We start from the raw sequence: 13,529 nt of genomic DNA, 5'->3' as shown, positions 1-13,529 counted from the left end.
TTTCGTGCCGGCACGGTCGTCAATGCAGCCGGGCCGTGGAGCCGCGAGGTGGCCCATAACTTCGACCGAGAACTGTCCGATCTCAACCCGTGTCTGAGCGCCTGGAATGTGCTGTTCGATCGGGAGGCGCCCGCGGAGTGCGCAGTCGGAGCGGTGCCCTCCGGAGACGGAAAGCATTACTTCCTACATCCATGGAAGGGACGGGTGCTCATCGGGACGGGGCATGCCCCCCGCGACGACAAGGAGGGATCTCCGCGTCCGTCGCCGAGAGAAATGGACGACTTTTTGCGGAAGGTGAATGAGGCTTTTCCCAATTTGAGGCTGAACCGCGAGGAGGTCGTCAGCGTCTACGCCGGGTATCTCCCGGCGAAACAGCGCGGCTCATCGGCTTTGGCCAAAGAAGAACGGTGGATCGACCATTCGGCGCGGGGAGGGCCTGAAGGCCTGTTTAGCGTTCAGGGGACGAAGTTTACCGCGGCCCGGAGCACGGCCGAGGAAGGGATCACTCGCATTTTCCCGAGTTGCACGGTGTCGGACGAGAAACGAGACACGTTTGAGCGGGCGTGTGCGGAACGGACGGGCGAGCGGGGAATCTTCGATTATGACTGGAGGCCCCGTACGGCAGCGTCCGACTGGCAGGAGTCCCTCGCGCAGATTATCGATGAGGAGTCGGTGGTGCATCTCGACGACCTGATTCTCCGACGAACCAGCCTCGGGGACAATCCGGCGCGTGCCCTCGACGTGGCCCCGACACTTTACAGGCTGTTTGACTGGGGACCGGACCGCTGCCAGGAAGAAGTTCGGAGGATCGAGGCACAGTTTCCTCACGCGCTTGAGTCCAGGACTGTTTACGAGGAGGACGAGTAATGCCCAACACACTCGCACACGCCGGGGCACAGGGGCTGGCCACCCGGTCGCTCCGGGACGTGGATCTCCGGTGGGTTTATCTCGGCTGTGTGATTCCGGATCTCCCCTGGATCCTCCAGCGCGCACTGCTCTTCGCCGTTCCAGGTATTGACCCGTATGCCCTCCAGGCCTACACGATCGTACAGGCCTCTCTATTCGGGTGTCTCCTTCTGTGCGCGGCGGCGGCACTGCTGTCCGGCAGCGTCTGGGGGACGTTTGCGATTCTTGGGGGGAACGTCGTCCTCCACCTGGTGCTCGACGCCGTGCAGACCAAGTGGGGCGCCGGGGTGCACTTTCTAGCTCCCTTCTCCTGGACATCCACGAACTGGAGCTTGTTCTGGCCCGAGAGCATTGCGACCTACGCGCTGACTGCGCTCGGTCTGGCGTACGTCGCCTGGCACGGGCGGCCCACCTTGCACCAGCGGCTGGACCTTGTCCGGCCCAATGCGTACCGACTTGCGGGAATCGGCGTCCTGCTGGTGGGCTACTTCACGGTTCCCTTTTTGCTGCTTCAGGGTCCTGTTCAGGCAGATGCCTCTTCTCTGAAGACGCTGAGCAGGTCGTCGAACCGGATAGGGCATCGCGTGGCCCTGGACCGGGCGCAATACGTCGACACCCAGGAGGGCCCCTGTCTCAAACATTACCAGGGGAGAGTGCAGATGCAGGTGGAGGGCCTGGAGATTCAGCCCCCTGCGACGGTTTCCATCCGTGGGGTCCTCGTGGCAGAGAACAAAATTCGGGTGGCCGATCACCACGTCCACATCGGCAAACTTCGGAATTATCCCTCGTACGTGGGGTTGGCGTTCATCGCCGTTGTGTGGATGGGGGCCGTAAGGCGGGAATACGCGACGAGACCCGGACCGGCCTGACGGTTAGGACGTTGCGAAATAAAACGCTCGGGTCATCCCCTTAACTGTAGCGGTACCGCAGGAGCTCGTCTATGCGCATCCTTGTTCTGGCTCCTCAGCCATTCTACCAACCGCGGGGCACGCCGATCGCGGTGCGCATGCTGGTCGAAACGCTGGCCGAGGCCGGCCACGAGGTTGATCTGCTCACCTACCACGAGGGAGAGTCGGTCCCGCTCGGGGACGCGCAACTGCATCGCATTCCGTCACTGCCGTTCATCCAAGACATTGACCCCGGATTTTCGATTGAAAAGGTCGTTTGTGACGTGGTGATGGCCGCACGGGCTGCACAAATAGCCCGAAGTGAGGACTACGACGTCATCCACGCGGTGGAGGAGGCGTCGTTCATTGCGCGTGGGCTGCGGTGGCTTACCCGGACGCCCTACGTGTTCGACATGGACTCGTCGATGCCCGAGCAGATTGTGAACGACTATCGGGGCGCGCAGCTGCTTCAACCGTTCATGGAGGCGATGGAGGCGTGGGCGATCCACGGAAGTGAAGCCGTGGTGGTCGTATGCGAGGCCCTGGAGGACCGAGTGCGGGAGGTGGACTCAAACATGCCTGTGCTGCGGCTTGAGGACGTGTCCATGCTCGACGATACCGAAGTCGAGGAGGACCTTCGCCAGGACTTGTCCGTGGAGGGGAAAATTCTCATGTACGTCGGAAATCTGAAACGCTATCAGGGGATTGACCTCCTGATCGACGCGTTCCACCTCGTTTCTGAAGGAGGCGAGGAGGCACACCTGGTGGTTATTGGGGGGAGCGACCGGCGCATTGAAACGTACCGGGATCGAGCCGTTGAGCGCGGGGTCGCGGACCGCGTCCACTTTCTGGGGCCCAGGCCCCTCGAACACCTCGGGGCGTACCTCCGACAGGCAGACATTCTCGTGTCGCCCCGCACCCAGGGAACGAACACGCCCATGAAAATCTACTCGTACCTCGATTCCGGACGGCCGGTGGTGGCGACCCGCAAGCGAACGCACACGCAGGTGCTCGACGACGAGATTGCCATGCTTGCCGAGCCGACGCCCAACGCGATGGCCGAGGCACTTCGGCGTCTGCTCCGGGACGAGAACCTCCGAGAGCGGTTGGCGGTCAACGCCCAGGAGCGGGTTGCGGAGGAGTACTCCCCCGAAGCGTTCCGGCGCAAGCTGACTGATTTTTACGAGACCCTTGAGCAGGACATTCTGTCCCATGGTGGACAAGACGGGGCTGAACCACTTGCATCTACTGAGCAGTGACGGCCGAGATGATGGCGCACAGCGACGCAGGGGACACGATTTTGATCATCGGGGCCACCGGGTTTGCTGGAGGAGCGCTCGCCCGGGAACTCCGCAGTCGGGGGAAGTCAGTTCGTGCCATGGTGCGTCCGGATACAGATTCCGATCCCTCGCCCCTCAAGGACATCGGCGTAGAACTTGTCGAGGGGGACATTACTGATCGAAAGGACGTAGAGCGAGCCTGCGAAGGGGTGACGAAGGCCTATAATTTCGCGTCCCCGTTCCGGTCCGCCAAGCCGTCAGACCAGTATTTCTGGGACGTCAATGTCGGGGGGGTCGACAACTTTGTTCACGCCGCACAGAAGCACGGGTTGGAGCGCTTTGTGCACTGCAGCACCATCGGGGTCCATGGGGACGTGCAGGAGATTCCCTGCCATGAAGAGTCACCCTTCAATCCGGGAGATGTCTACCAGGAGACGAAGGTAGAGGGCGAGCAGGTGGTGCAGGACGCCTTCGACGACGGAGCACGCGGGGTCATCATGCGACCCTCCAGCATGTACGGTCCCGGCGACACACGGATGCTCAAGCTTTTCCGAATGGTCTATAACGGCGTGTTTGTCATGTTTGGGTCGGGGGAGGTGTGGTTCCATCCCGCCTACATTGACGATCTCGTCCGGGGCTTCATCCTGTGCGGTGAAAAGGAGGAGGCACTTGGAGAAGCGTTTGTTCTGGCGGGTCCCGAGCCGGTCTATTTGTCGGAGCTCGTCGAACTCGTCGCGGACGCGGTGGACGTGGAGCCTCCACGCCTGAGCTTCCCGGTCAAGCCTCTGATGATGGCCGCAAAGGCCTGCGAGGCCGCCTGCCAGCCGCTCGGCATCGAGCCGCCCCTTCACGAGCGGCGCGTCGGGTTTTTCACCAAGAACCGCTACTTCACCTACGAGAAGGCGCGCCGGCAGCTGGGATATGAGCCCCAGGTGTCCCACGAGGAGGGGATGAACCGGACGGCGAAGTGGTACTTTGAGAATGGCTATTTGTAGAATCGCAGCCCTGAGGGCATCCGGACTGGGACGCTGCTCGGGTCCGGCCCACCCTCACTCAATCTGAAGGCGTATAGGGGTGAGCACAATGGAAACGCAATCACACACACCGGAGAGAACCGACGACCGCACCCGGGTACTCCAGGTAGTCGATAAGTTCTCGATCGATGGTGAGAGCATCCACGGCATCGCACGACTCATGTCGTGGTGGGTAAACGTGCTCGACCGCGAACGCTTCGAGATGAACATCTTAGGCCTCAAGGCACCAAGCAAGGCCGGGCGGTACATCGAGCGGCAAGGAGGACAGGTCTTCTACTCCGACTATGGCCGGTTGAACCCTGCCTCCATACTGGACATTGCGAAAGTGGTCCGTCAGACCCGGGCCGACCTCCTCCATCTACACGGATACAAGGCGTGCACGCTTGGACGAGTTGTGGGGGCGCTACTGGGAATGCCAGTGGTCTTGCACGAGCACGCCGTGTTTCCTACGGTTCCCCCGTACCAGAAGCTCGCGGATTGGCTACTCGCTCCCCTAAACGACAGGGTGGTGGTGAACTGTGAGGCCGTCGCAGAATTCTGTGTGGAGCGTCGGAGCGTGGATCCTGAGAATATCGAAGTCATCTTCAACGGAGTTCCTCTCGACGAATTCCGGGACGTACCGGACAGCGCAGCACAAGAGGCGGCCGATGAGCTCGGCATCGATTCCGGCGCTCCGGTGGTAGGTACGGTCGCACGGCTGGAGGAACAGAAGGGGATCACGCACCTCCTCAACGCAGTCCCGGCCATCAAGGCCAAAGTCCCTGAGATGAAGATCCTCATCGTCGGAGATGGGACCCTTCGTGGAGAACTGGAGGACGAGGCGAGACAACTGGGGGTTGCCGATGACGTGATCTTTACCGGAGAGCGCCGAGACGTAGCACGGCTGTACAAGCTAATGGACGTGAAAGTCATCTCTTCGGTCTATGAGGGCACGACACTGACGGTCTTCGAAGCCATGGCGACCGGCACACCGGTCGTCGCCACGACGGTTGACGGGGTGGAGGAGGTGATCGAGGATGGACGTACGGGGGTCCTCGTTCCGCCGAAGGAGCCTGCACCGATCGCGGACGCGGTGACGGATCTTCTCGGGAATCCCGATCGAGCGCAACGCCTCTCGGAACGGGCGGAGGAGGCAGTGAAGGAGTACGATGTTCGGACCTCAATGAGACGCATCGAGAATCTCTATGAGACCCTCCTCTCGGAGCGCCAGGAGTACGATTCGGCAATGGAGGGCGTGGTGGAACCGAAGTCCGACAATCAGCGACGCAGTGGTAAACGATGAGAATTTGTCTACTTGCAGAGGCGTTCTACCCGATCGTCGGGGGAGCTGAGTCGCACTCAAAGCTTCTGGCTCGGGAACTGGTTAACCGAGGGCACGAGGTCGTCGTCGTGACTCGTCGCGTCGATTCGTCCCTGTCGAAGTTTGAGCAGATCGAGGGGGCAGACGTCCACCGCGTCCCGCCGTCCGGTTATCCGAGGCTGGGGAAGTATTTCATGATCCCCGCGGCGGCGCACGCGCTGTATCGGCTTCGGCACGACTACGACCTCATCTATGTGTGCGGCCTCCGCGTCCTCGGCGTTGTCGGGGTTGTAATGGCGAAGCTTTTTGGGAAAGCCTGCGTCTTGCGGTCGGAGAGCGAGGGGGAGATGGCGGGGGCATTCGTCCGCACGGACTTCGTTCGTCGGCACCCCGTGCTCGACAGATTTCTTACTGGGTGCATCCAGCTGCGGAACCAGATCTTGATGGAGGCCGATCGCTTCGTCAGTATCAGCACGGCCATTACCGAGGAGTACCTGGGCGCAGGGGTCGATGAACGCCAAATCACAATGATTCCGAACGGCGTTGACACGGAGCGATTTCGCCCCCCCTCCGATTCGGAGGCGGACCGTCTGCGGTCCGAGCTAGGTCTTCCCGAGAAGTGGTTGCTGACGTACACCGGCAAGCTGAATCGGGGAAAAGGGCTCACCATGCTCCTGGAAGCGTGGAGGGAATTGATGGAGCGGGCTCAGGATCTCCACCTGGTTCTGGTGGGCTCTGGATCCGGTCAATACCTGTCCTGTGAGGGGGAACTCCGGACGTACGTACGCGAGCACAGCCTTGAGGAGCACATCACCTTCACCGGATACGTGGAGAATGTGGAGGAATACCTGATAGCCTCCGACGGATTCGTGTTGCCAAGCCAAAGCGAGGGCCTTCCGCTTTCGCTTATCGAAGCCATGGCGTGCGGACTTCACTGTATTGGAACCAGGGTAGGAGGCATCCCTGACGTCGTGACGGATGGGGAGAATGGAATTTTGGTTGTGGCCAGCGACAGCGGGGCTCTCAAGGATGCAATCTGGCAACTCTATTCCAACCGGGAAGAGGCCCGCAAACTCGGAGAGAACGCGCGGACAACTGTGGAGCAGAGGTTCAGTATGAAGGCCATCGCAGAGGCTCACGTAGAAACGTTCGTAGGGGTTCTAGAGGACTCATGAGCCTCCTTACTGACTGGGAAGGCCAATCAGTGCTGGTACTTCGACCTGATTGGGAGTCCGCCCCCATTCGGGGTTCGTCCAAAACTATCCGAAATACTTCGCCGATCGCCTGTGCGCAGCCTTAGGGAGCGATTGGGAGGACTCGTTCGGACACTGTTGCGAATGGGGAGGATTCGCGTCCTCCAAAATTTGGGTTGGCTTGCTGGGGGGCGGTTGGCTGGCGATGCTGCGTCATTCATTTTCTTTATCCTGCTGTCGAGGCAGTTCGGCCCTAAGGGCGTCGGGGTCTACGCATTCGCTATGGCTATTGCCTCCGTCGGTCGCACAATCGCGGAACTTGGGGTGGAGGACTACGGCGTCAGGGAGCTTGCGACTCACGATTCTGAGAGTAAAGTCAATGTTGTCGGCCGGATCCTTGGGGCCCAATGTTGGCTGGCAGCGATCTATGCCGGTGGCTGTGCCATATTTCTCGCCGGAGTGGGCGTGTCTCTACAGAAAGGAGCAGTGGTCGCCCTTCTAGCTGCCTATCATTTGAGCGCTGGGATCGTACGCTCACTTTTTCTTCCGTCATTTGCAGAACGGCGTATGGCCGCTCCGGCCCTTCTGGAGGCGGGAAGCCGAGTTTTGGCGATTGCAATTGGCATTGTGGTGATGCTGGGCGGGGGAGACACCCTGATTAGTGCCCTCGCTGGATTCCCGATTTGCGGAGGGCTTCTGGTCGCGAGCGGGGGATGGCTGAACCTGCGACATCTGAAGAGAATCCGTCTTCGGTTGGACATTGACTCTGTGGTCTCTACTGCCCGACAGGCATGGCCCTACGCCGCCGGAACAGTCGTGTCGAGGCTTCACGAACGAGCGGACGTGCTAATGTTATCCTTGATTGCAGGAAGTACGGCAACAGGCATATACGCAGCGGGACTCAAGTTTGTCGAGGTAAGCATGATAGTCGTCCCCCTGTTTGCGTTTGCCCTCTATCCGAGGCTCACGCGGCTTGTACAAGAGGATGCAGAAGGGTTTGAGGTCGCTGTGAGCACTATCATCAAGGGAGGGCTCGTTGTTTGTGTGCTTTTGGGGTGGGCCGTCTTCGTGGTCGTTCCTGACCTGATTCCCCTGTTTTTTGGCTCTCGTTTCGAGGACACCGAGTTCGTCGTCAAACTGTTTGCCTTGTGGATTCCATTTAACGGCGTGAAGATTCTCGGCGACCGCCTGATGCTGGCGGCTGGACGGCAGGTGCAAAGACTTCGCTTCCAGATTATCGCGACGGGACTGAATGTCGCATTCAACGGAGTGCTGATTCCGGTACTGGCAGTGGAAGGGGCAATCACAGCATCCGTAGTCTCGGCTGGAATCAACGCCCTTCTTGTGGTCCGGTACCTTCAGCGGTACACCTCCGAGCAACTGATGATGCGATTAATCGCGCAGACTTCGCCGCTGCTGGGAGTTGGAATTCTGGCTGCGGGAGTGGTTGCCTATCTAGGGACAGGAGAGCTTTGGGCAGCAATCGCGTTCATAGTGTCCTTTGGAGGGGCGACGGTGGTGTCGGGGTTCAGCGCGATGGTGTGGGAAAATATCAGTCAGTTGGCAGAGCGAAGCTCCCTGAATGGATTGGAGCACTGAGGCGACACGACGAATCGAGCTCGGACAAGTGACTCCGGGACGGAAGGGTTCTCTTCCCTACTCGGAAGTCGATGTAGGTCGGTGCGTCAAGTGCGGAGATGGAGTAGTGAGGCGACGCTGGATTTTTGCAGTGAGAAGAGACAAGAGGGTGTCGCGTCCCTTCCCGGGCAAGAGGGAGAGAAAGTCACGTCCCATGCGCCGAAAATAGAAGGGGTCCTGGCCGCGCTCATTTATGTACCGACCGCCGGGATTTTCCCAGAAGCACCCGCGCAGTCCGAGATCTTTGGCCTCGGAGACTGCCAGCGCCGAGCCCGTATTCCAGGGAAACGCGAGAAAGTGGACGGGGGCGAGTTCCGGATAGTCCTCGATTTCCTCAATTGAACGGGCGAGGTCAAGCCGGATGCTTTCCCGCGTTTCATCGGCGGATTCGTATCCCTCGTCGAGTGAGTGGCGCTTGCGGTAGGACTCGACGACAGACATGAGCTGAGGACGCCAGTTCCTCTGATCAAAAAAGCAGTCTCCCCCTCGTTCGGCGACGAAATCCACACATGCCTGGCGAAGCCCTCTGTCATCAAAATAGCGGGCCTCTCCCGATAATCTCGGCGCAGTAGTATATAGGGGCGCCCCCAGCGGGAGGTCACCCACGGTAGGTGGCTCGCCGTAGCCAGTGGCAATTCGAAACTCCAGTGGATCGTACTGCTCCCGGAGTTCGGGGCGCACGAAATCGACGATTTTCGGGGAGGTGAAGATAAGGCTGTGCTCGTGGGAGTGCGTTTCAAAGTTGAGTGCGCCGGACAAAGCCATCTCGGAGATTTCATCCCAGGTAAGGTACGGGTACGGGCCGTCTTCGCGAGAGAGGACCGTTTCGAGGTTCGCGGTTCCCTGCTGTGCATCTTCCAAGGTGGGGAGATATTCTTGCCGATCGTCCATGAGAGAGGGCACGAGGAATGCCGTCGCTCTCATGCCAAAACGACGGAGCAGGGGATACGCCACCGACCAGACGCTTCCGTGGCCGTCGTCGAAGGTGAGGAGGATCGCGCGCTCCTGTGGAAGCTCTGTCCGCCCATTCACCCAGCCGGCTAGCTCTCCAGGGGTCAGAGTGTAGTAGTCGTTGCGCGCCAGGAAACGCAGGATCGTTTCGAAGGGCTCCGGATCTACAGAATGAAAGCAGAAAACGGGGACCTGGTCGACCAGACGTTCGGATCCGTACACGAACGGGGGGTATCGACCGCGGATAAGGTCGAGCGCGGTACCAGCTCCTTGAGGGAGCAGCTCCTCCAGAGAGGAAAGTAAGGACACGATTCCTGCCAGTGTGGTCGGAGTCTAGTGCGGTTAGCGGTGGATGAGGAGCAGAACCCTGAGCTTTTGAGGATTCTCGAGACGGCTCGCGTCGGTTGACGGGTAGCAGTGATTCGCGGACACGGTTCAAGAGTATCCAAGGACCGAACAAGATGTCCTCGGATGTGGAAGTCGAGAGGATGCACTGCTCAGGTCTGCTCCTCTGTAGCAGTGAAACCACTCATCGAGTACATCGCTTGATTCGAGTAGTGTGGTAGGCTCAGCGATCACCGACTCCAAAACTTCGAATAAGATCATTCCACTGTTCGCAAAAAATGGTTTATGATCTCATCCTCTTCTCTAGCGAAGACCTGTTTCATTTTGTCGGTAGCCGCGCTTGGCGTAGGTTACGGAGTCGCCGCTCAAAGGTGGGCGTGGTTCCCGAGTTCCTTTGCTCAGCGAGCATGGAGCCAAGCGCAATCTCTCACCGAAACGGGTCCTGTCTCCCTCATGGGAGGGAAAGGGTACGATCGGCACGGCGTAAGGATGGTCTCACCTGGGAAAATACAGCCGGGATTGACCCTGATTTCCTCTTCGTGGAAGAATTCTGGCGGGTGGGACCCTGGATTGAGGCTGCTTGACAAGAGAGGCCGAGTGGTGCACAAGTGGCGGCTCAACAGAGAAAATATCTTTCAGGAAAGCAAAACGCAACGCTCGAGGCCATCCGACACGGGAGTTCATGGGGTTCAGCTCCTTCCCGGAGGAGACGTCGTCCTGAATCTAGAGTATGTAGGTATGGTACGGCTCGACGCGTGTGGAGAGGTCCGTTGGACATTGGCGGAAGGGAACCACCATTCAATCGCCCGAGCAGCAGACGGGTCCTTCTGGACGCCAGGGATTAGTCCTGAACGTCGAAGCAAGAGCAAAGACCACCCAGGCGGATTTCCCGGTCTTAGGGGTAGGATAGTATGGATCGACCGGATTATTAATGTGTCAGATGAAGGAAAAGTTTTAAATAAAATAAATGTACTAGACGTAATATACAAAAATGGGCTGGACCGTCACATTGAAAAGATGATGGGTGGCCTTCCGGAAAACCCTAAATTAAATAGGAATATTGATAACGTTACACACTTAAACGACGTAGAACCTCTCAGACCGTCCATGGCAGACGAATATCCGCTTTTTGAGAGGGGAGACTTACTAGTATCTCTGCGTAACTTAAACTTGGTATTCGTAATCGATCCAGAAACCCGAAAAATAAAATGGTCTTCTTCGTCCCCTTTTATATACCAGCATGATCCGGATTTCATAGGGAATAGTCGAATCGGTGTTTTCGATAATAACCCAAGTCTCGTGAGAACGGGAAAGATGATCGACAAAAGCCGAATCGTTTCTCTTCAGCCCCATACTGGTTCCGCAGAAGTGTTATATCCGACTCAGCACTCGGGTCCCTTCTTCACAAAAATAATGGGAAAGTGGCAGCAGTTGGAGAATGGAAACCTGCTCCTAACCGAGGCTCAGAAGGGAAGAGTCGTGGAGGTCGGCCCGGATGGGCGCACCGTGTGGGAGTGGACGCATAAATCATCATATAATTCGAAGGTGCCAGTAGTATCCAAGGCAATTCGCGTTGATGTGACACGAGAGCAGGTTGCGTCTTGGCCCTGTTCGTCGGTGGATTCGACTCGCACTTCGATCCAGAAGCAACAACCGACGCCTTGAGTTCCTTGGCGACTTGACCAAAACAGCCAACTTGGGACCAACCCTGAATATACGCCAGGCGTTATTGGTGAATTAGTTCATCACTGATACGCCAAGGTCGTCCTCTCTCACAAATTGCCAGGGCTTTATCGTGCATGTGGTCGGTCGATTTGCCGCTGCAATGCTGATTCTCGCCCTCAATCCCTGATTCGCATCTGATCAGTAGCCTTTCAGGATTAGTTTTCAGAAGCTCCGCCCGAGACGGCGGAGTCCTTCACTCCCCAAGCCTTTAACAGACATGGAACATTCGTCCGAAGCCGCACTGCTGCTAAGCTGTGCGCGGACGCAGATCGACGAAGAGACGGCGACGCGGATTCGGAGGCTTGTAGAATCCTCGTTGGACTGGAGTGCTCTGCTGGGGCTCGCGCGCGAGCAAATGGTGCTTCCCCTACTTTATCGTAGCCTAAGTGAAGTGGTACCGAACGCTGCCCCTTCTTCCGTGCAGGAGCGACTTCGGGATGGGTTCCGCAGTAATGTCAAGAACAATCTGCTTCTTGCACATGAACTCCTCGACCTGCTTGACCGCTTCGACCAGAATAACATCCCTGTCGTCCCATTCAAGGGACCTGTTGCTGCCGCTTCCGTCTATGGCGACCTTCGCCTCCGTCCGTTCGTAGACTTAGATGTCCTGGTGCATCCGGAGGACGTGACCGACGCCCGATCTCTCCTCCTCAGCCAGGGATTTGAAGAGCAAAAGCCTCTCCCAGATCACTTCGACCAGCCAGCGTCATGGTACCTAGCACTCACAGAGCCAGCCAGTAAGGAACAAGCTTATGTTCGCGACTCTGGGCAAAAGATTCCAGTACCGCTTGAGTTGCATTGGGACTTAACACCCCGCCACTTCCAGCACCCGTTGGATCCTACCCATCTCTGGCAACGACTCCGGACCATCACGTTCTTGGACAGGCAGGTACATGCCTTTTCGCCGGAAGACACCCTACTGTACTTTTGCATCCATGGTACTCTCGACCAGTGGTGGCCGCTGCGCCTCATTTGCGACGTTTCTGAACTGCTATACGGGCATCCAGAACTGGACTGGAAATGGCTGATGGGTGAGGCGAAGCGACTGCGTAGCGAACGCCTCTTTCTTCTCGGTCTGCGACTGGCCCATGAACTGCTCGAAGCGCCTTTGCCCGCCTCCGTTCGAGAACGTGCATATAGCCATGGTGCAGTCGACTCGCTTTATGAGAAAGTAACCCAGTGGCTTCTTCGTCCCGCCAGCGAAGTTGCGGGATACTCTATTACACAGATATACCCTCTTATTGCATACAACTTACAGGTACGAGACCGGCTACGTGACGGGCTCGGGTCGTGCATCTATCATATCCGCCAAACCCTTGGGGCTTTCATTTACCATAATAGTCATTGTCCTTTTAAGATAAGGGGGGAAACATGAGGGAAAAACAGTGCGGGTGCATTCCGAATGAGTTGACCCCCGACTAACTACACGACAAAAATAAGCGCGGAGCGAGTAGCGCCTGAACACACCGATTTAGCTCCTCGCGCATCTGATACCAGTTGACCAACAGTTCGCGGAGCCGATCCAGTCCATACCGAAACAGGCTCTTCTCCGGATACCCGTTGGCACACTCTCGCGGTAGTCCCTCTCGCCTTTTCCGGCCTAGACCAACGATCCGGGTCCAGCTGTAGATCAGGGCAAAAACGCCAAGCAGCTTTCGGATCCGATCTGCCTCAGTCAAAAGGTTGCCTCTAGGCCAAAGCCTCTCGACTTGAGTGCTGCAAATAAGGCCAGAATGTTCCAGCGCTGCCGGTAGAGTTCGAACATCGATGCAGGATCGACTCCACGGGAGGCCAAGATGAGAAACGAGCCGTCTTCAAGGCGTTTGAGTCCGATGCGCACTCCGATCGCCTCTGCTCCCCCCACTACCTGCCGGCCTCCCAGAAGGTTCGACTGCTGAAGTCCACACGTTCGAGTAAACATCCGGGCCGGGAGGGACCAGTTTCCTGAAGCAGGTCCTACGGGGCGGCCCACCTTGAGTCGAATCACGAAGGGAATCTTTCGCTCTCTGAGTACCTCCAGGAAGTCGCTTCCCGCGGGCTCTCGCGCAACCAACGCCCGGATCTGATCCGGCCTCACAACCCGAAGGAACTGCTCCAACACCTCGGCGTGCTCCTCTGCTCCAGATCCTCCTCCGTGGCCGAGGGCCGCCGAAGTAATCGGAAAGGCGATGCCGTTTTGGCCGACTTTCGACACCCCCGCTAGCGGCCTAACTCAGTTCAGAGATTGGCCCTTATCATTATCATGGTATAATCATTATATGTTTGCAGTG

At 58.1% G+C, this 13,529-nt stretch carries 10 protein-coding genes; 9 read left to right on the top strand and 1 reads right to left on the bottom strand.

The genetic code is table 11. The annotated features are described in order from the left end of the window. From ABEL04_RS08975 to ABEL04_RS08945, 7 genes are all read left to right on the top strand, one after another. Nucleotides 1-867: FAD-dependent oxidoreductase (locus ABEL04_RS08975; protein ID WP_375802051.1), on the top strand; the 867-nt coding region annotated here is incomplete at its 5' end. Further along, nucleotides 867-1,775, top strand: coding sequence for a hypothetical protein (locus ABEL04_RS08970; protein ID WP_375802050.1), 909 nt, complete (start codon nucleotides 867-869; stop codon nucleotides 1,773-1,775). The genes ABEL04_RS08975 and ABEL04_RS08970, both read left to right, overlap by 1 nt. Nucleotides 1,776-1,846: 71 nt before the next feature. Next, nucleotides 1,847-3,052: a glycosyltransferase family 4 protein gene (locus tag ABEL04_RS08965; protein WP_375802049.1), complete on the top strand. Its 1,206-nt coding sequence runs from the start codon at nucleotides 1,847-1,849 to the stop codon at nucleotides 3,050-3,052. A gap of 11 nt (nucleotides 3,053-3,063) precedes the next feature. Further along, nucleotides 3,064-4,068: an NAD-dependent epimerase/dehydratase family protein gene (locus ABEL04_RS08960; RefSeq protein WP_375802048.1), complete on the top strand. Its 1,005-nt coding sequence runs from the start codon at nucleotides 3,064-3,066 to the stop codon at nucleotides 4,066-4,068. Between the two features lie 88 nt (nucleotides 4,069-4,156). Then, a complete protein-coding gene (locus ABEL04_RS08955) occupies nucleotides 4,157-5,389 on the top strand; it encodes a glycosyltransferase family 4 protein (RefSeq protein WP_375802047.1) in 1,233 nt (410 codons plus the stop codon). Further along, entirely contained in the window at nucleotides 5,386-6,582 is a 1,197-nt protein-coding gene (locus tag ABEL04_RS08950) for a glycosyltransferase family 4 protein (RefSeq protein WP_375802046.1), read from the top strand. Before ABEL04_RS08955 ends, ABEL04_RS08950 begins: the two co-directional genes overlap by 4 nt. 162 nt (nucleotides 6,583-6,744) lie before the next feature. Next, the gene (locus ABEL04_RS08945) at nucleotides 6,745-8,199 is read left to right on the top strand and encodes an oligosaccharide flippase family protein (protein ID WP_375802045.1); all 1,455 of its coding nucleotides are present in this window, start codon (nucleotides 6,745-6,747) and stop codon (nucleotides 8,197-8,199) included. Nucleotides 8,200-8,256: 57 nt separating this feature from the next. Here ABEL04_RS08945 and ABEL04_RS08940 read toward each other — a convergent pair whose 3' ends face one another. Then, complete coding sequence (locus ABEL04_RS08940; RefSeq protein WP_375802044.1) at nucleotides 8,257-9,498, bottom strand: polysaccharide deacetylase family protein; 1,242 nt, start codon at nucleotides 9,496-9,498, stop codon at nucleotides 8,257-8,259. A gap of 321 nt (nucleotides 9,499-9,819) precedes the next feature. Between ABEL04_RS08940 and ABEL04_RS08935 the strand changes: the two genes are divergently transcribed. Both ABEL04_RS08935 and ABEL04_RS08930 read left to right on the top strand, forming a co-directional pair. Beyond that, the gene (locus tag ABEL04_RS08935) at nucleotides 9,820-11,199 is read left to right on the top strand and encodes an arylsulfotransferase family protein (protein ID WP_375802043.1); all 1,380 of its coding nucleotides are present in this window, start codon (nucleotides 9,820-9,822) and stop codon (nucleotides 11,197-11,199) included. 277 nt (nucleotides 11,200-11,476) lie between these two features. Beyond that, nucleotides 11,477-12,634 (top strand): nucleotidyltransferase family protein, encoded by a 1,158-nt coding sequence (locus tag ABEL04_RS08930; protein WP_375802042.1) that lies wholly within the window; start codon nucleotides 11,477-11,479, stop codon nucleotides 12,632-12,634. Nucleotides 12,635-13,529 lie beyond the last annotated feature (895 nt).

The organism is Salinibacter sp. (genome assembly GCF_042218895.1).
GTDB lineage: Bacteria > Bacteroidota > Rhodothermia > Rhodothermales > Salinibacteraceae > Salinibacter.
This window is presented reverse-complemented; position numbering and strand designations above follow the sequence as displayed.